Source organism: Stenotrophomonas maltophilia group sp. Smal13, from assembly GCF_030236855.1.
GTDB classification, from domain to species: Bacteria; Pseudomonadota; Gammaproteobacteria; order Xanthomonadales; family Xanthomonadaceae; genus Stenotrophomonas; species Stenotrophomonas maltophilia_A.
In genome coordinates, this window is record NZ_JASJSQ010000063.1 from 1 (window position 1) to 18615 (window position 18615).

The 18615-nt window shown below is 65.8% G+C and carries 11 protein-coding genes; 8 read left to right on the forward strand and 3 right to left on the reverse strand.

Features of this window, described 5'->3' with window-relative positions:
• Nucleotides 1-11 precede the first annotated feature (11 nt).
• The 7 genes from ppk1 (at nucleotide 12) to lpxH (ending at nucleotide 13213) form a co-directional block, all read left to right on the forward strand.
• Entirely contained in the window at nucleotides 12-2099 is a 2088-nt protein-coding gene (gene ppk1 / locus QRO95_RS18065) for a polyphosphate kinase 1 (protein ID WP_049400920.1), read from the forward strand.
• A 424-nt stretch (nucleotides 2100-2523) separates the two neighbouring features.
• The gene (ppx, locus tag QRO95_RS18070) at nucleotides 2524-4050 is read left to right on the forward strand and encodes an exopolyphosphatase (RefSeq protein WP_010483920.1); all 1527 of its coding nucleotides are present in this window, start codon (nucleotides 2524-2526) and stop codon (nucleotides 4048-4050) included.
• Between the two features lie 306 nt (nucleotides 4051-4356).
• Nucleotides 4357-7326, forward strand: a complete 2970-nt coding sequence (locus tag QRO95_RS18075; RefSeq protein WP_285303135.1) for a TonB-dependent receptor domain-containing protein — start codon at nucleotides 4357-4359, stop codon at nucleotides 7324-7326.
• 337 nt (nucleotides 7327-7663) lie between these two features.
• The gene (locus QRO95_RS18080; RefSeq protein WP_285303136.1) at nucleotides 7664-10588 is read left to right on the forward strand and encodes a TonB-dependent receptor domain-containing protein; all 2925 of its coding nucleotides are present in this window, start codon (nucleotides 7664-7666) and stop codon (nucleotides 10586-10588) included.
• 145 nt (nucleotides 10589-10733) lie between these two features.
• The gene (locus QRO95_RS18085; protein WP_032129074.1) at nucleotides 10734-11879 is read left to right on the forward strand and encodes a glycosyltransferase family 1 protein; all 1146 of its coding nucleotides are present in this window, start codon (nucleotides 10734-10736) and stop codon (nucleotides 11877-11879) included.
• The gene (locus tag QRO95_RS18090; RefSeq protein ID WP_049400923.1) at nucleotides 11860-12399 is read left to right on the forward strand and encodes a phosphatase PAP2 family protein; all 540 of its coding nucleotides are present in this window, start codon (nucleotides 11860-11862) and stop codon (nucleotides 12397-12399) included. The genes QRO95_RS18085 and QRO95_RS18090 overlap by 20 nt, the downstream gene beginning before the upstream one ends.
• Nucleotides 12400-12466: 67 nt before the next feature.
• A complete protein-coding gene (lpxH, locus tag QRO95_RS18095; protein ID WP_182267322.1) occupies nucleotides 12467-13213 on the forward strand; it encodes a UDP-2,3-diacylglucosamine diphosphatase in 747 nt (248 codons plus the stop codon).
• Between the two features lie 87 nt (nucleotides 13214-13300).
• Here the strand turns inward: lpxH and QRO95_RS18100 are convergent, their stop codons facing one another.
• Nucleotides 13301-14554 carry a zinc-dependent metalloprotease gene (locus tag QRO95_RS18100; RefSeq protein WP_049400924.1) on the reverse strand — a complete coding sequence of 418 codons (1254 nt, stop codon included), beginning with the start codon at nucleotides 14552-14554 and terminating at the stop codon, nucleotides 13301-13303.
• Nucleotides 14555-14779: 225 nt separating this feature from the next.
• Between QRO95_RS18100 and QRO95_RS18105 the strand changes: the two genes are divergently transcribed.
• Complete coding sequence (locus QRO95_RS18105; protein WP_285303138.1) at nucleotides 14780-16237, forward strand: DUF2235 domain-containing protein; 1458 nt, start codon at nucleotides 14780-14782, stop codon at nucleotides 16235-16237.
• Between the two features lie 67 nt (nucleotides 16238-16304).
• Here the strand turns inward: QRO95_RS18105 and QRO95_RS18110 are convergent, their stop codons facing one another.
• Together QRO95_RS18110 and purF are read right to left on the reverse strand one after the other, a co-directional pair.
• On the reverse strand, nucleotides 16305-17129 hold the full coding sequence (locus tag QRO95_RS18110) for a ferritin-like domain-containing protein (protein ID WP_049400925.1): 825 nt from the start codon (nucleotides 17127-17129) through the stop codon (nucleotides 16305-16307).
• Nucleotides 17130-17138: 9 nt separating this feature from the next.
• Nucleotides 17139-18605, reverse strand: a complete 1467-nt coding sequence (gene purF / locus QRO95_RS18115) for an amidophosphoribosyltransferase (protein ID WP_032129068.1) — start codon at nucleotides 18603-18605, stop codon at nucleotides 17139-17141.
• Between the last annotated feature and the right edge of the window lie 10 nt (nucleotides 18606-18615).

An 18615-nucleotide genomic window follows, 5' to 3' on the forward strand; every position in this document is an offset into this window, starting at 1 on the left:
AGAATGACGCAATGAGCAGCCTCGGATCCCTCCCCCTCCCCGTGAGCCCGGACAACGATCCGTTGCGCGACCCGGCGCTGTACATCAACCGCGAGCTGTCGCAGCTGGATTTCAACTTCCGCGTGCTGGCGCAGGCGATGGACCCGCAGGTGCCGCTGCTGGAGCGCCTGCGCTTCATGTGCATCTCCTGCACCAACCTCGACGAGTTCTTCGAGATCCGCGCCGCTGCCGTACGCCACGCGCAGGAATTCGGCCTGCCGCCGGCGCCGGACGGGATGAGCCCGCAGGCCATCCTCAACGCCATCCATGACCGCGCCGCGGAACTGGTGGACCAGCAGTACCGCTGCTGGAACGAGACGCTGCGCCCGGCGCTGATGGAGGCCGGCATCGGCGTGCTCGGCCGCCATTCCTGGACCGATCGCCAGAAGCGCTGGCTGCGTGCGTACTTCCGCAACGAGATCATGCCGGTGCTGTCGCCGCTGGGCCTGGACCCGGTGCACCCGTTCCCGAAGATCCTCAACAAGTCGCTGAACATCGTGGTGGTGCTGAAGGGCACCGACGCGTTCGGCCGCGCCGGCCACCTGGCCATCGTGCGTGCGCCGCGCTCGCTGCCGCGCATCATCCAGCTGCCGGAGAAACTCGGCGGTCCGCAGAACTTCGTGTTCCTGTCCTCGGTGCTGTCCACGTTCGTCGATGAACTGTTCCCGGGCATGGAAGTCCAGGGTGCCTACCAGTTCCGCGTTACCCGCAACTCCGAGCTGGTGGTGGACGAGGAGGAAGTGGAGAACCTGGCGCTGGCACTGCGCGACGAACTGGTCGACCGCGGCTACCGGCCGGCAGTGCGCCTGGAAATCGCGCAGGACATGCCGCGCGACATCGTGCGCACCCTGCTGCAGAACTTCGGCCTGACCGAGAACGCGGTGTACCGCATCGACGGCCCGGTCAACCTCAACCGCATCATCCAGCTGTACGACCTGATCGCACAGCCAGACCTGAAGTACCCGCCGATGACCCCGCGCACGCTGCGCGACAGCGACGGCATCTTCGAGACAGTGGCGCGCCACGACCTGCTGCTGCATCACCCGTTCGATGCCTTCACCGCGGTGCTGGACCTGATCCGGCAGGCGGCGGTCGATCCCAACGTGCTGGCGATCAAGCAGACCCTGTACCGCACCGGCAAGGATTCGCTGATTGTCGATGCACTGATCCAGGCCGCACGCAACGGCAAGGACGTGACCGTGGTGGTCGAACTGCGCGCCCGCTTCGACGAGGAAGCCAACCTCGGCCTGGCTGATCGCCTGCAGGAGGCCGGCGTGCAGGTGGTGTATGGCGTGGTCGGCTACAAGACCCACGCCAAGATGCTGCTGATCGTGCGCCGCGAGGGCCGCAAGCTGCGCCGTTACGTGCACCTGGGTACCGGCAACTATCACAGCGGTACCGCCCGTGCGTACACCGACATCAGCCTGATCACCGCCGATGCGGACATCGGCAACGATGTGCACCTGCTGTTCCAGCAGCTGTCCGGGCTGGCCTCGAAGATGAAGCTCAAGCGCCTGCTGCAGTCGCCCTTCACCCTGCACACCGGCATCCTCGGCCGCATCGAGCGCGAGACGCGCATCGCCGCCGCGGGTCGCCCGGCGCGGATCATCGCCAAGATGAACGCCCTGAACGAACCGCAGGTGGTGCGCGCGCTGTACGCCGCCTCGCAGGCCGGCGTGCAGATCGACCTGATCATCCGCGGCGCCTGCACCCTGCGCCCGGGTGTGCCGGGCATCTCGGACAACATCCGCGTGCGCTCGATCGTCGGCCGCTTCCTGGAGCACAGCCGCGTCTACTGGTTCGGCAACGACGGCGCACCGGAGATGTACTGCGCCAGCGCCGACTGGCTGGAACGCAACCTGCTGCGCCGGGTCGAGACCTGCTTCCCGATCCTCGACCCGGAGCTGGCCAAGCGGGTCTACCGCGAGGTCCTGCAGAACTACCTGGACGACAACCTCAACGCCTGGGAACTGGATGCCGACGGCATCTACCACAAGCGTGCGCCCGCCCACGACGAGGCACCGCATTCTGCGCAGATGGCACTGATGCAGGGTCTGTAACCCGGTGTGTCGACCAAGGTCGACACCTACCAAAAGCGATCCCGATCATCCATGGAGCCAGCGTGTCGACCAAGGTCGACACCTACCAGGAGCGGTAGGCACCGATTTGGGGCTGGATAGGATCAGTGCCGACCAACGGTCGGCACCCACTATCAGATCGCAGAAATCTGTCGAAGGCGGGGTGGGTCCGGTTGCGGGGGCGTGAGCGCCATGGATGGCGCGACCGAGCTTACATGGACGTACTTGCAGCGTCCCCCGCAGCCGGACTCACCCTGCCTGCCCACAGGAAGCCAGCCTTTGCTTCGGCTGTTGCCGTTGCCGTTGATTCGGCAGGTGCAGGGCGCAGCCCTGCCGCACTCCCCTCTTCCAAAATGTGAAGGCCGCGCGGTGACGAGCACACCGCCCCTTCGGCTAACATTCGTCCATGCCGCACACCACCACGACTCCGCCCGCATTGCAGGATGGCGACCTGCTGGCCGCCATCGACCTTGGCTCCAATAGTTTCCACATGGTCATCGCGCGCTACACGCTCGGCCAGCTGCGGGTAATCGACCGCCTGCGCGAGACGGTGCGCATGGCCGACGGCCTGGACGGCAAAGGCGGGCTCTCCTCCGCTGCCCGGCAGCGCGCGCTGGAATGCCTGGCCCGCTTCGGCCAGCGCATCCGCAATGTACCGCCGCACCGGGTGCGCGCCCTGGCCACCAACACCGTGCGCCAGCTGCGTTCACCGCAGTCGTTCCTGGTTCCCGCCGAAACCGCGCTCGGGCACGCCATCGAAGTGGTCAGCGGCCGCGAAGAAGCGCGCCTGATCTACCTGGGCGTGGCCCATGCACAACCGCCCAAGCCCGGCCAGCGCCGGCTGGTCATCGACATCGGCGGCGGCTCCACCGAGTTCATCATCGGCATGGGCATGCAGACCCTGGAGCGCGAAAGCCTGCAGGCCGGCTGCATTGCCAGCACCCGGCGTTTCTTCCCCGGCGGCAAGCTGAGCAAGAAGCGCTGGAAGGACGCGCTGGCCGAGATCGGTCGCGAGTTCCAGCCCTTCGCCAGCAAGTACCGCGCGCTGGGCTGGCAGGAAGCGCTGGGTTCTTCGGGCACGCACAAGGCGATCAGCGAGATCTGCGCGACGATGAAGCTGAGCAAGGGCGCGATTACCGCCGAGGCCCTGCCGCAACTGCGCGACGAACTGCTGAAGGCCAAGAAGATCGACGACATCCAGTTGCCGGGACTGTCCAGCGACCGCCGCCCGATCATTGCCGGCGGCATCCTGGTGCTGGAGGCCGCCTTCCAGGCGCTGGGCCTGCAGAAGCTGCTGGTCAGCAAGGCCGCGATGCGCGAAGGCATCCTCTACGACATCGTCGGCCGCGCTGGCGAGAACGATCTGCGCGATGAATCGGTGTCCGCGCTCAGCCAGCGCTACGGCATCGATACCGTGCAGGCCGACCGTGTGCAGGACACCGCGCTGTCACTGCTGGAACAGGTGCAGGAACGCTGGCGGCTCGATGCCGACGACGCGCGCATGCTCGGCTGGGCCGCGCGCCTGCACGAGCTGGGCCTGATGATCGCGCACAGCGGCTACCACGTGCATGGCAGTTACGTGCTGGAACACTCGGATATCGCCGGCTTCTCGCGGCAGGAACAGCAGATGCTGGCCGCGCTGGTGCGCAGCCATCGCCGCAGCGTGACCAAGACCGCCTTCGACGCCCTGCCCGAGCGCCTGCTGCTGACCGCTCGCCGGCTGGCCGCCCTGCTGCGCTTGGCGGTGCTGCTCAATCGTGCCCATGAGGACGATCCACTGCCGGCGTTGGAACTGACCGCCGACGACAACCGCCTGTCGTTGATCGTGCCGCAGGCCTTCATTGATGCCCGGCCACTGCTGCGCGCCGATCTGATCGGCGAGACCGACGGCATCGCCGGGCTGGGCATCCAGTTCCGGCCCTTCGTAGCCTGAGGCTCACGCTTTCCCGCGAGGGAAAGAAGGTCACACACCGTTACGGTTCGCGCATGCGCCCCCGGTTGACCTGCTGCGACGCAGCAGATCAAGTCGGGGGAGCGCATTCAGCGTTACAGCTAAGCGACTGCTTTTGTTGAGCTTTCGTGAAATCTGACGATGAAGCCTGGTACAAATCGACACGACCTCTTTACAGAGCATTAACCAACGAGACTACTATCGGGTCATCGGTCCGCTTGTGGGCGGCCGATTTCTTCGACGCCCCTTTTGGCGTCCCTGCACGACCTGAGAGAGAGAGAGCTCGTCATGACTTCACGTACCACCCCCCTGGGGCAGGCCATCCGCTACGCCCTGGCAACCACTGCGACGCTGGCCGCCCTGCCTGCGTTCGCCCAGAGTGGCAGCACCGCCGCGCCGACCACCCTGGATCGCATCGAGATCACTGGCTCGCGCATCCGCCAGGTGGACGTGGAGACCGCTCAGCCGGTCCTGGCACTGAGCCGGTTGGACATCGAGCGCCAGGGCTTCAGCTCGGTGGCCGACATCCTGCAGAACGTGACCGCCATGGGCAGCCCGGCGATCAGCCGTGCAAACGCACTGAGCTCGGGCGAAAACACCGGCGGCACCTACATCGACATGCGCAACCTGGGCGCGCAGCGCACCCTGGTGCTGGTCAACGGCAAGCGCCTGGGCATCAGCACCTCGGGCCTGCAGGACGTGTCCTCGCTGCCGGTGTCGGCGGTGGAGCGCATCGAAGTGCTGAAGGATGGCGCGTCGGCCATCTACGGTTCCGATGCGATGGCCGGCGTGGTCAACATCATCACCCGTTCCAACGTCAACGGCGTGACCGCCAACGTCTACCACGGCCAGTACAGCGAAGGTGACGGCGCGCGCGATCGCTTCGACGTGGTGGGTGGCTGGAGCAATGACCGCGTGTCGCTGACCCTGGCACTGGAGCACTCCGAAGAAAAGAGCGTCTGGGCCAAGGACCGCTGGTTCAGCAAGTACGGCGTGAGCGACCGCCACCCGAACGATGCCTCCAACTGGACCACGCTGAGCCAGTGGGGCCAGGTCACCGGCCTGAAGGGCGGCCCGGGCTGCACCAACACCAAGGACGGCTGCGGCTATTCGCTCAACCGTGGTGCTGACCCGACCAACCCGGCCAACTACCACCTGACCGATGCGACCCCGTTCACCGGCGACGTCAGCAACGCCAACGAACAGATGCACGTCATGTATCCGCTCAAGCGTGATTCGGTGTACTTCGACGGTCGCTTCAAGATCACCGACCAGGTCAACCTGCGCACCGAATTCGGCTACAACAAGCGTTCGGCCGAGCGCCAGATTGCAGGCTACCCCCTGCAGTCCAGCTCGGTGTCCATCTCGGGCGACCCGACCGCCACCGGCCTGATGTCCAAGGACAGCTACTTCAATCCGTTCGGCAACCAGCACGGCTATGCCAAGCCTACCGACGTGGCCTGGAACCGCCGCACCTGGGAAATCCCGCGTGTGAGCACCAGCGAACTGAAGACCTACCGTGCGGTAGTGTCGCTGGATGGCAGCTTCGAGATCGGCCAGCGCTACTTCGACTGGGACGTGGGCTACCAGTACAACCGCAACGAGCTGACCGCTACCGCCACCGGCAACCTGCACAAGAAGCGCGTGCGCGATGCTGTGGGTCCGTCGTTCCTGGATCCGGCCACCGGCAAGGTGATGTGTGGCCGTCCGGGCGCGGTGATCAGCGGCTGCACGCCGTGGAACCCGCTGGTGCCCTACGGCAAGAACGATCCGAACGGGCTGACCGGCAATGAAGAACTGATGGCCTGGCTGTTCCCAGCGGAACGCACCACCGGCCGCACCACCACCAAGAACGCGTTCGCCAACCTGTCCGGCAGCATCATGACCCTGCCGGCCGGCGACCTGGGCTTCGCTTTCGGCGTGGAAAGCCGCAAGGAAGATGGCCGCTACACCCCCGATGCCCTGGCCCAGACCGGCGCCACCACCAACCTGGCCGCAGGCCCGACCGGTGGCAGCTACAACGTGAAGGAAGCCTACCTGGAGCTCAGCGTGCCGGTGCTGGCCGACCTGCCCGGTGCGCGTGAGCTGAGCTTCAGTGCCGCCACCCGTTACTCCAAGTACAACACCTTCGGCAACACGCTCAACAGCAAGTTCGGCTTCAAGTGGAAGCCGATCGACCAGCTGCTGGTCCGTGGTACCTGGGCAGAAGGCTTCCGCGCCCCGACCATCAACGACCTGTACGGTGGTGGTTCGGAAACCTTCGCGCAGTTCAGCGATCCGTGCGACACCGTGTTCGGCTCGGCCAAGGGCAGTGCTGAAGTCCGCGCGCGATGCGCACGTGACATCGCCGATGCCGGCAACTTCCGCCAGCTGAAGCAGGGCAACACCCCGGTGACCACGGCGCAGGATGCGACCCCGACGCCGTTCGTGTCCGGTTCGAACCCGCTGCTGGTTCCGGAAACCTCGACCAGCAAGACGCTGGGCCTGGTGTGGAGCCCGACCTTCATCAGCAACTTCAACGTGGCGCTGGACTGGTGGAAGATCCGCATCGACAACACCATCGTCGGTGACAGCCCGAACCAGATCCTGAGGGACTGCTACGAGCAGGGCATCGAATCGCGCTGCAGCCGCTTCAGCCGTGACCCGTCCAACGGCATCGTCACCGGCCTGAAGTTCGGCAACCGCAATGCCGGCTTTGCCGAGACCGAAGGTTACGACCTGGATGTCAGCTACCGCGTCGACACCAGCTACGGCAAGCTGAGCGCAGGCTGGACCAGCACCTACGTCAGCAAGAACGTCTACCGCTCCACCAACGATGTCCGCGAAGCGATCACGCCGATCAACGGCGTTGCCAACACCATCGGCACCGCCACCAGCCTTGCGTTCCGCGTGCGCTCGAACCTGGTGCTGGGCTGGGATGTGGGTGACTTCGGCGTCAGCTGGACGGCGCGCTACTACTCCGGTGTGAAGGAGCGCTGCCTCAACGCCTCGCGTTATGCGGACGAATGCTCCGATCCGACCTTCCTGGCTCCGTGGCTGAAGTCGCCGACCGCGTACAACGAGCGCGGTGCCGTGACCTTCCATGACGTGCAGTTCCGCTACAACCTACCGTGGGATGCCACCGTTTCGGTGGGCGCGAACAATGTGTTCGGCAAGGAAGCGCCGGTGATGTACAGCAAGCCGAACTCGTCGTTCTCCTACTACGGTGGCTACGACATCGGTCGTTTCATGTACATGAAGTACCAGCAGCGCTTCTGATCCATCCGCGCTGTTGAAGCTCGACGACCACGGCCCTTCGGGGCCGTGGTTTTTTTCTGCCTCCGCGCAGACTGTCGCTTTCCACATTGACCGTGATGCGTTCAATCAGGGACACGGTCCTCTGCGCTGCGTCCGCCGCGATGCCACAGGTTGGAGCAATCGATTGATTTGCTTCCGCTTTGTGCAGAAGCGTCACGGCCGTCTGCAGCGCTTTCGTCGCTTGCCCATACGTCTCCCCATCCATCTTCACTAGGTTCGAACATCCACCGCCGCGGTGGAGTTGACGCAGCCCCGCTTGGCTGTGTTCCGAAGACTTCGAAGACTGAGAGAGAGACCCATGACCATCCGTATTCCCGAGCTCGGGTTGGCGATCCGTCGTGCACTGGCGATGACGGCCACCACCGCACTGGCCGCCCCCGCATTCGCCCAGCACGCACCGGAAGCCACCACGCTGGATCGTATCGAGATCACCGGTTCGCGCATCCGCCAGGTCGACCTGGAAACCGCGCAGCCGGTGCTGACCATCAGCCGCGCCGACATCGAGCGGCAGGGCTTCAATTCCGTTGCCGACATCCTGCAGAACCTGACCGCAACCGGCAGCCCGGCCTTGAGCCGTGCCAGCCCGCTCAGTGCGGGCGAGGCCGCAGGCGGCAGCTACGTGGACATGCGCGGCCTCGGTGCACAGCGCACCCTGGTGCTGGTCAACGGCAAGCGCCTGGGCATGACCACTTCGGGTTACCAGGATATATCCAGCATTCCCGCCGCTGCCGTGGAACGCATGGAAGTGCTGAAGGACGGCGCCTCGGCCATCTACGGTTCCGACGCGATGGCCGGCGTGGTCAACATCATCACCCGGCGCAACGTCCAGGGCGTGACCGCCAACGTCTACCACGGGCAGTTCAGCGAAGGCGATGGTGCCCGCACCCAGTACGACGTGGTTGCCGGCTGGTCGAATGACCGCGCTTCGATCAGTGTCGCCGCCGAGCATGTCGAAGAAAAGGGCGTTTGGGCGAAGGACCGCGGCTTCAGCGCCTACACCTATACCGATCGTCATCCGGACGATGGCTGGACCACGGTCGGGCAGTGGGGGCGCATCGTCGGCTTCAAGGGCCCGGGCTGCAGCAGCGCCCGTGGCTGCAGCTATTCGCTCGATCGCGGCAGCCAGCCGGGCGGGCCGGACAGCTTCCACCTCAGTGACAACACGCCGTTCACCGGTGATGTCAGCAACAGCAATGAACAGATGCACGTGCAGACGCCGATCAAGCGCGATTCGCTCTTCGTCGATGCACGCATGGATCTGAACGACCAGATCCGCTTCAACACCCAGCTGGCCTACAACCGACGCACCACCACGCGCCAGATTGCCGGCTATCCGTTCCAGTCCGGTGCGGCCGGCATCACGCCGATGTCCGCCGACAGCTGGTTCAATCCGTTCGGCCGCCACCACGGCTATGAACGCCCAAGCGACGTGCACTGGAACCGCCGCACCTGGGAGATTCCACGCATCAGCACCAGCGAACTGACCACCTGGCAGGGTATTGCAGCGTTTGAAGGCAGCTTCCAGTTCGCCGGTCGCGACTTCGATTGGGAAGCCGGCTACCAGTACAACCGCAGCGAGCTGGAGCAGCGTGCCACCGGCAACCTGCACAAGCAGCGCGTTGCCGATTCCACCGGTCCTTCGTTCTACAACCCGGCCACCGGCAAGGTGGAATGCGGTACACCGGATGCACCGATTGCCGGCTGCAAGCCCTGGAATCCACTGGTGCCGTATGGCCAGGATGACCCGTACGGCCTGACCGGCAATGGCGAACTGCAGGACTGGCTGTTCCCCGAGGAACTCACCCGTGGCCGCAACACCACCCGCAACCTGTTCGCCAGCCTCAGTGGCGGCCTTGCCACGCTGCCTGCCGGGGAACTGGGCTTCGCCCTGGGTGTGGAGAGCCGCCGCGAGGAGGGTCGCTTCATTCCCGATGCGCTGGCCCAGACCGGCGCCACCACCAATCTGGCGGCGGGCCCCACCGGCGGTGGCTACCGTGTCGACGAGGCCTATCTGGAGCTGAGCGTGCCGGTGCTGAGCGACCTCCCCGGTGCACGCCAGCTGACCCTGGACATGGCAACGCGCTACTCGGACTACACCACCTTCGGCGGAACCCTCAACAGCAAGTTCGGCATCTCGTGGAAGCCGATCGACCAGCTGCTGGTCCGTGGCACCTGGGCCCAGGGTTTCCGTGCGCCGACCATCTCGAATCTGTACGGCGGCGGCTCGCAGACCTTCACCACCGGCTTCCGTGATCCCTGCGATACGGTCTATGGCGCCGCCGCCAGCAGCCCGGAGGTACGTGCACGCTGCGCCGCCGACATCGCCAATGCGGACAGCTACCGCCAGCTCGGCCAGGGCAACGAGCCGATCACCGGCAGCAGTGGGCAGACGCCCCTGCCCTTCACCAACGGCTCCAATCCCGACCTGAAGCCGGAAACCTCGACCAGCCGCACGCTGGGCCTGGTCTGGAGCCCGACGTTTGCCGAAGGACTGAACATTGCGTTGGACTGGTGGAAGATCCGCATCGACAACACCATCGTCGCCGACCATCCCAACGACATCCTCCGCGACTGCTACGAACTGGGCATCGCCGAGCGCTGCGGCAGTTTCACCCGCGACCCGGAACTGGGCATCGTCAACACGCTCAACTATGGCAGCCGCAACAGCGGGTTCCGCCAGGCCGAAGGCTATGACCTGGAGATCGGCCACAAGATCGAAACGTCCTGGGGCACGCTGAGCGCCGACTGGAAGACCACCTATGTGGTCGCCGCGGAAGAACGGACCACCAACGAGGCGGATGCCCCGCCCATTCCCAGCAATGGCATCGCCAGCAACGGCGGCATCGGCTTCCGTGTGCGCTCCAACGCATCGTTGGGCTGGGAGCGTGGCAACCTCGGCCTTAACTGGGGCCTGCGCTATTTCTCCGCGGTCAAGGAGCGTTGCCTGGATGCAGCCACGTATCCGGGTGAGTGCTCGCACCCGGGCCAGCGCGCGCCGTGGTTCAGTGGCAGCCGTGACTACAACCGTCGCGGATCGGTCACCTTCCACGACGTGCAGGCGCGCTACAACCTGCCATGGGATGCGACCGTCTCGATCGGTGCCAACAATGTGTTCGGCCGCCAGGGACCGGCCATGTACAGCCAGCCGAGCGCCAACTTCTCCTACTACGGTGGCTTCGACATCGGTCGTTTCATCTACATGAAATACCAGCAGCGCTTCTGATCCACCGCGCCATCTGCACGATCGCCACGGCCCTTCGGGGCCGTGGCTTCGTACAGGGACCTGACCACCGTCATCCCGTGGTCGCAAAGCGGTCATATCGGCTACATCGCCAGGCCCGAGCATGCCGGAAACCCGGAGGCCCGCCATGCGCTATGCCATCGTCACCGAGACCTACCCGCCGGAAGTGAACGGCGTTGCCCTCACCGTGCAGGGCCTGGAGCAGGGACTGCGCAATTCCGGCCATGACATCGACCTGATCCGGCCACGCCAGACCAGTGAAGCACTGGACTCGGCACCGGGCACGCTGCTGGTGCCGGGCGCCGCACTGCCGCGCTACCCCGGCCTGCGCTTTGGCCTGCCTGCACCGATCCGGCTCAACCGCCACTGGCAGCAGCAGCGTCCCGATGCGGTCTACATCGCCACCGAAGGCCCGCTGGGCTGGTCGGCGCTGCGCACCGCGCGCCGCCTTGGCATTCCGGTCGCCAGTGGTTTCCATACCCGCTTCGACGAGTACCTGCCCGACTACGGCGTGGCTTGGCTGCAGGCTGCCGCGATGCGCTGGATGCGCCGGTTCCACAACCAGGCCGATGCAACCCTGGTGCCCACCCGCGAGCTGCAGCAGTTCCTCGGTGAACAGGGCTTCGAACGCGTGCGCCTGCTGGCACGCGCGGTCGACAGCCAGCAGTTCGATCCGGGCCGGCGCGACCCGGCGCTGCGCGAGGAATGGGGCGTGGACGGCAACGGCCTGGTCGCGATCCATGTCGGCCGCATCGCTGCGGAAAAAAACCTTGGCCTGGCGGTGAAAGCCTTCCGCCGCCTGCAGCAGATCCGCCCCAAAGCCCGCTTCGTCTGGGTGGGTGATGGTCCGGCCCGCGAAAAACTGGCACATGAAAACCCCGATTTCATTTTCTGCGGCATCCAGCGCGGCGAAGCCCTGGCACGGCATTTCGCCAGCGGTGACCTGTTCCTGTTCCCCAGCCGCAGCGAGACCTTTGGCAACGTGACCCTGGAAAGCATGGCCAGCGGCCTGGCCACCGTCGCTTTCGACTACGGTGCGGCCCGCGAATACCTGCGTGATGGCGAGAACGGTGCGGCCGTGGAAAACGACGAGCAGTTCATCGAGGCAGCGGTGCAGCTGGCCGCCGATGATGCACGGCGCCGCGAATTCGGCAGCAGCGCCGCGCGTGCGATGAAGCGCCTGCATCCACAGCAGGTGGTTGCCGAATTCGATGCCCTGCTGGCCGAGCTGGCCCAGTCGCGGAGGAGCGGCCATGCGCACCACGCCGCTTGAGCTGCTGGCTGGCCGCGAGGCGCGGCTCTGCCGCCGGGCCAACCACTACTGCCGGCGTCGCCGCGTGCGTCGCCTGTTCTCGGTCATCAGCCGGCTCGGCGATGGCGTGTTCTGGTACGTGCTGATGGGCGCGCTGGTGGCGCTGGACGGCTTCGACGGACTGCGTGCATCGGTGCACATGGCCGCCACCGGTCTGGCCGCACTGCTGCTCTACAAAGGCCTCAAGCGCTGGACCCGGCGTCCCCGCCCGTATGCGGCCGATCTGCGCATCCGCGCCTGGGTGGCGCCGCTGGACGAGTTCAGCTTCCCCTCCGGGCACACCCTGCACGCGGTGTCGTTCACCATCGTCGCGCTGGCCTACTACCCGTGGCTGGCGCCGCTGCTGGTGCCGTTCACCTTCGGCGTCGCGCTGTCGCGGGTGGTGCTGGGCCTGCACTACCCGTCCGATGTACTGGCCGCCACCGGCATTGCCATCCTGCTGGCATCGGCCAGCCTGGCCTGGTTGCCGCTGCCGGTGTAGCCCCCGGGGTCAGATCCCTTCGGTAGCGCCAGGCCATGCCCGGCGGTGGATGCCCTAGAATGCCTGCATGACCACGCTGTTCATTTCCGACCTGCACCTGGACCCCAGCCGTCCGGAGATCACCGACCTGTTCCTGCGCTTCCTGCGCGAGCAGGCGCCCGGCGCCGATGCGCTGTACATCCTCGGCGACCTGTTCGAAGCCTGGATCGGCGACGACACGCCCTCGCCTGCTGCCGATGCGGTGGCCGACGCGCTGAAGGTACTTTCCGACAGCGGCGTACCGGTGTACTTCATCCGCGGCAACCGCGACTTCCTGCTCGGCGAAGACTATGCGCGCCGTGCCGGCCTGCGCATCCTGCCTGACCCGTGCGTGATCGACCTGTACGGCCGCCCGGTGCTGCTGCAGCACGGCGACCTGCTGTGCACGGACGACATCCCCTACCAGCAGTTCCGTGCACAGACGCGCGACCCGGTCTTCCAGGCGCAGTTCCTGTCGCAGCCGCTGGCCGCACGCATCGCCTTCGCGCAGAAGGCACGCGACGCCAGCCAGGCCCGCCAGTCGGAAATGAAGCAGGATGATCGTGCGCAGTTCGAGTCGGTAACCGACGTGTCACCCGCCGAAGTCGATGCCACCTTCGTGCGCCATGGCGTGGACACCATGATCCACGGCCACACCCATCGCCCGGCGGTGCACACGCTGCAGGCCGGTGGCCGCGCCTGCAACCGCATCGTGCTGGGTGACTGGTACGAACAGGGATCGGTGCTGCGCGTGGATGCCGGCGGCTGGTCGCTGGATACGCTCGCGCGCGAATGATGGATCGCGGGGTGCCAACCAAGGTTGGCATCTACCAGGGCAGGTGAACGCACCCGGGTAGACGCCGACCTCGGTCGGCGTTTGGCCTCAGCGGAAGGCCGCGATGGTGGCCTTGGTATTGACCAGCACGCGCTGGTTGTCGGCGGTGCTTGCATTGCCCATCGGGATGCCGTTGTAGCTGATGTTCGGGTTGGACCAGTAGTTCAGGCGCGGGCAGCCGGCCGAGCAGTCATAAGCCATGATCGTGCGCCAGCGCGAACCGGAGGACGGCTCGTAGCGATAGCCGTGCCCATAAGCATAGGGCGACGTGCTGGGATCACTGGCGATATCGTGCCGCGCACTCTGCAGGTGGCCGATCTCATGCGCGAAGGAGTAATAGCCGGTCGCGCAGTCCCAGTACACCGCCGCGAACGCCGTCGATGCCGTCGAACCGATGCCCGAGGCCAACCCGCAGTAGCTCGTGTTGTTGATCAGCAGCACGCCGACATCGGCCGCAGTGTTGTTGCGGCTGGTGTGGATGCTGTCCATGTAGCCGTCGCTGGTGTTGCGGAAGCGGGTCAGGTCGGTGGTGAAGTTGCCGGATTCGGTGTAGCTGGTGGTTTCATAGCCGGCCAGCTGCAGGGTGATGCCCACGTTGCTGTTGACGTAGCCCTGGTTGGATTCGGCCACCGCCAGCTGCACCAGCGACTGCATGTTGCCGCCATAGGCCGTTACCGCTGCATTGGTTGCCACCACCAGCACGCGGATGGTGGCCGGGGTACCGGACGAGGCCTGCGCGATGCCGATGCGGTCATTGTTGCCCATCGGGATTTTCGGCAGCTGGTTGTAGTCGGCCGGATGATCGGCCGGCATCCGCGATTCATCCACTTCCACCAGTACATGGCGGTTGCCCAGTGGGCGCAGGCGATACAGCTTGCCGTCCTTGCGGATCGAACCGGTGAGGGTGTTGCCCGAACGCACCAGGATCACTGAATTACCGGGATCATCCTGGCCATTCGAAGTGGCGGCAGTCAGCCGATCGGACGGCGAGCGCAACTGGCCGTACCAGATGCTGCCGCCATCGGGCAGGGCTTCCACCTTGCTGCGCACCGCCTGCACGCGCTGGCCAAGCAGTTCGAACTCCAGCTGCGGCTGCGCAGTGGCAGCAGCGTCGACACGCACTTCCTGTACCGTCGCGGTGGACGGGGTGGCCAGCAGCTTGCCCAGCGCGGGCTCACTGTTTGCCGATGCGCGGCTGATGACCGTCACCGGCTCGAACAACGGTGCCGCATGCGCGGCCGCTGCCACCGACAAACCCAACACCAGGCCACCTGCCGCTTTGCCAATCGATCTGGACAACATTGCGTCGCTCCTTGAATGATGTGAACAGCGTTGATGCAGCACGCCCGGGTCTACCGGGTCTGGCCATCTGGCCTGCGCGGGTCGTGTGAATTCAATAGAAGATGGGAATGAAAATCAGGAACTGTGATCGACCGCATCTGCGTTAAGTAAGGTCAAAAGCGTCACTACACTTCGCCAATACACCGCTTTCGCGCTACCGTGACGCAGCCACGACGGGGAATGCACATGGCACCATCGCAGGACACGGACGAAGATGTCGGCTTGCTGCGGATCGGCCTGTTCTTCGATGGCACCCGCAACAACGCACACAACCTGGCACGCGGTCGCCCACAGGTTCCGCAGCCACGCCCGGCGCAGCTGCGCGCGGATGATGATTCGACCTACCAGAGCCGGCTGACCAGCAGCTACGACAACGGCCTGACCAACATCGCGCGCCTGCAGCAGCTGTATCCGGACAGCCGCCGCGATGCGATGGCCGCGCCTTCGCTGTCGATCTATGTCGAGGGCGTGGGGACCCGCGATGATGCCGATGATGATCTGATCGGACTGGCCTTCGGCATCGGTGCCAGTGGCGTTCGCGCGAAAGTGCAGCGCGCGCTGCAGGTGCTGCTGCCGGCGGCACTGGCCGAGCTGTCCGCGCGCTGGCAGCGACCGCTGCGTGGCGTGCAGCTGGATCTGTTCGGCTATTCGCGCGGTGCTGCCGCGGTACGTGATATCTCAAACCAGCTGCAGGCCTGGGACAGCGCGCGCTGGCGCCAGCTGCTGCAGGGCGCCGGCCTGCCCTGCACTGCGGACTTCGCCGCCGTCACGCCGGTGCTGCGCTTCATCGGACTGTTCGACACCGTGGTTGCAGTCAATGGTGGCCGCGCCGATGAACACCCGCAGCTCGCCCTGCGCAGTGGCATCGCGGCACACGTCGTGCAACTGGCCGCGCGTGACGAGCATCGCCAACACTATCCATTGACCAGCGTCGCGCCAACGTTCACCGAGATCGCCCTGCCCGGCGTGCACGCCAACATCGGCGGTGGCTACAACCAGCTGGAAGAAGGGCCCAAGCTGCTCAGCCGTCCACGCCGGCAGCAGCTGCGTCGCCCAGCGGTTTCCGACTACCAGGTCCCTCCACTGGCGTTGCTGCAGGCCACCACGGCCTACGCCGAAACGCAGGCCGACGCCGAACGCTGGCGGCAGCAGCTGGGCGTGGGTGAAAAGGAGATCTGGGTGGACGTCTGGCACCAGTGGCAGCAGCAGCGTCGCGCCGGCAGCCGCAGCGTGCTGTTGTCGCCGGTGCTGTATGTGACCGCCGCGGTGGTGCTGCGTCGGCGCATCGACTGGCGTTACCAGCTGATCGCACTGCAGGTGATGCAGCAGCAGGCCATCGATGCTGGCGTGCAATGGACCGCCAATGCCGCTGGAGTTCCCGGCTGGGAGCTGCCGTCCGCCCTGCAGCCGATCGCACGCCGACTGGTTGCCGGACAGCCGCTGACGCAGACACAGGAGGCGCTGCTGCGACGGCGTTACCTGATGCAGTCGGCGCACTGGAACTTCGATGCACTGGGCGACACCGCACTGACCTACGCCGCCGATGCCGGCGTCAGCGAACTGCCGTACCGGCCGGGTCCCGGCCTGTTCTACATCAACCGGCCAACGGTGGATGGCAAGCGCGTGGTGTTGCCGAACGCATGAAAAAAGGGACGGAGGGGATTAAGTCGTTTGTGCCACAAACGACTTAATCCCCTCCGTCCCCTTTTCTTCAACCGGCCTGTTCAATCAGGTTGGCCAACTCATCCGCATCGAACCCGGCCAGCAGGCGCGCTTCGATGTTGAATGGCCCATGCAGGTAGCCGCCGGCGTACTCCACCAGCAGTTCCTTGAAGCGCGCACGCGGCTCGACAGCGGCGCGGTCGCAGTACCAGCGATACCAGCGCGAACCGGCAGCGACGTGCGCCACTTCCTCGCGCAGGATCACTTCCAGCACATCGGCGGTTTCGCCATCGCCGACATTGCGCAGCTTCCCGATCATGCCGGGCGTTACGTCCAGGCCGCGCGCCTCCAGCACGCGTGGCACCAGTGCCATGCGTGCCAGGCCGTCATGGGCGGTCTTTTCGCACATTTCCCACAGGCCGTTGTGCGCTGGGAAATCGGCATAGTCGTGGCCATGCACCTGCAGACGTTCGCGCAACAGCATGAAGTGCCGCGATTCGTCGTCGGCACAGCTGACCCAGTCGGCATGGAACGCCGGCGGCAGGCCACGGAAGCGGTATACCGCATCCCAGGCCAGGTCGATCGCGTTGAGTTCGATATGGGCGATGGCGTGGATGAAGGCGGCACGCCCTTCCACACCGCCCAGTCCACGCCGCGGCACTTCACGCGGATGCACCAGCACCAGCTGCGGCGGCCGGCCCGGCATGCGGATCGGCTCCGGCGGCGGTGCATCGGCCGCCACCTTCAGGCGGCCAGCACGGAACGCGGCGGCATAGGCCTGGGTCAGCGCCACCTTGCGCAGCGGGTCGGCTTCGGCCAGGCACTGCTGCGCAGCGCGCAGCAGGTCGCCACCAACGTCGGGTACATCGACCACGCCTGGACCTCAGGCGCGGCGCTTGTGCTTGGCGTCGTCCGAACGCAGCTGCTGGATGCGCTCGAAGTAGCCCGGCTCGATACCCGTCGGGTAGTGGCCGTTGAAGCAGGACGAATCGAAGTTGCGCAGCGCCGGGTTGCCCTCGCTCACCGCCGCTTCCATGTCTTCCAGGTCCTGGTAGATCAGCCAGTCGCAGCCCAGGTGGGCTTCGATCTCTTCCACGGTGCGGTTGTGCGCGACCAGCTCTTCGGCCGCCGGCATGTCGATGCCGTAGATGTTCGGGTAGCGCACCGGCGGTGCCGCGCTGGCCAGGTAGACCTTGCGCGCGCCCGCATCACGGGCCATCTGCACGATCTGCTGGCTGGTGGTGCCGCGCACGATCGAGTCGTCCACCAGCAGCACCACGCGGTTGCGGAACTCCAGGTGGATCGGGTTGAGCTTGCGGCGCACCGACTTCACGCGTTCGCCCTGGCCCGGCATGATGAAGGTGCGGCCGATGTAGCGGTTCTTGATGAAGCCTTCGCGGTACTTCACCCCGAGCACGTTGGAGATCTCCAGCGCGGCATCGCGCGAGGTATCCGGGATCGGGATGATGGTGTCGATGTCGTGGTCCGGGCGCAGGCGCAGGATCTTCTCGCCCAGCTTGATGCCCATGCGCATGCGCGCCTTGTGCACCGAGACGTTGTCGATCATCGAATCCGGGCGCGCGAAGTACACGTATTCGAAGATGCACGGGGTGTGCTCGGCCGGCTCGGCGCAGATTTCCGAGAACAGCTCGCCACGCGCGGTGATCACCAGCGCTTCGCCCGGCTGCACGTCGCGCACGCGCTGGAAGCCCAGCACGTCCAGCGCGGCCGACTCGGAGGCGACGATGTACTCGTCACCTTCGGCGTGGCTGCGCTTGCCCAGTACCAGCGGCCGGATGCCATGCGGATCGCGGAAGGCGACCAGGCCCAGGCCCAGCACCACGCTGACCACCGCATAGCCACCCTTGCAGCGGCGGTGCACGCCGGCCACCGCGCGGATCGCGGCTTCCGGGCTGAGCTGGCGCTGCTGCTCCAGTTCATAGGCGAACACGTTCAGCAGCACTTCGCTGTCCGAATCGGTGTTGACGTTGCGGCGGTCCTGTTCGAACACCTGCTGGCGCAGCGCTTCGGTGTTGATCAGGTTGCCGTTGTGGGCCAGCGCGATGCCGTACGGCGAATTGACGTAGAACGGCTGTGCCTCGTCCATGCCTTCCGAACCGGCGGTCGGGTAGCGCACATGGGCGATGCCGACGCTGCCTTCCAGGGTGGACATGGTGCGGGCATCGAACACATCGCGGACCAGGCCGGTGGCCTTCTGCACGCGCAGGCGGCTGCCGCTGGCGGTGGCGATGCCCGCCGCATCCTGGCCACGGTGCTGGAGAACGGTCAAGCCGTCATACAACTGCCCGGCGACGTTCTGGTTGCCGACGATTCCGACGATGCCACACATGGTGCGAGGT

Bases quoted from the DNA above. Each gene is read 5' to 3' on its own strand.
- purF (WP_032129068.1), bottom strand. From the start codon at position 18,605: ATGTGTGGCATCGTCGGAATCGTCGGCAACCAGAACGTCGCCGGGCAG.
- QRO95_RS18105 (WP_285303138.1), top strand. From the start codon at position 14,780: ATGGCACCATCGCAGGACACGGACGAAGATGTCGGCTTGCTGCGGATC.
- lpxH (WP_182267322.1), top strand. From the start codon at position 12,467: ATGACCACGCTGTTCATTTCCGACCTGCACCTGGACCCCAGCCGTCCG.
- ppx (WP_010483920.1), top strand. From the start codon at position 2,524: ATGCCGCACACCACCACGACTCCGCCCGCATTGCAGGATGGCGACCTG.
- QRO95_RS18100 (WP_049400924.1), bottom strand. From the start codon at position 14,554: ATGTTGTCCAGATCGATTGGCAAAGCGGCAGGTGGCCTGGTGTTGGGT.
- QRO95_RS18090 (WP_049400923.1), top strand. From the start codon at position 11,860: ATGCGCACCACGCCGCTTGAGCTGCTGGCTGGCCGCGAGGCGCGGCTC.
- QRO95_RS18085 (WP_032129074.1), top strand. From the start codon at position 10,734: ATGCGCTATGCCATCGTCACCGAGACCTACCCGCCGGAAGTGAACGGC.
- ppk1 (WP_049400920.1), top strand. From the start codon at position 12: ATGAGCAGCCTCGGATCCCTCCCCCTCCCCGTGAGCCCGGACAACGAT.
- QRO95_RS18075 (WP_285303135.1), top strand. From the start codon at position 4,357: ATGACTTCACGTACCACCCCCCTGGGGCAGGCCATCCGCTACGCCCTG.
- QRO95_RS18080 (WP_285303136.1), top strand. From the start codon at position 7,664: ATGACCATCCGTATTCCCGAGCTCGGGTTGGCGATCCGTCGTGCACTG.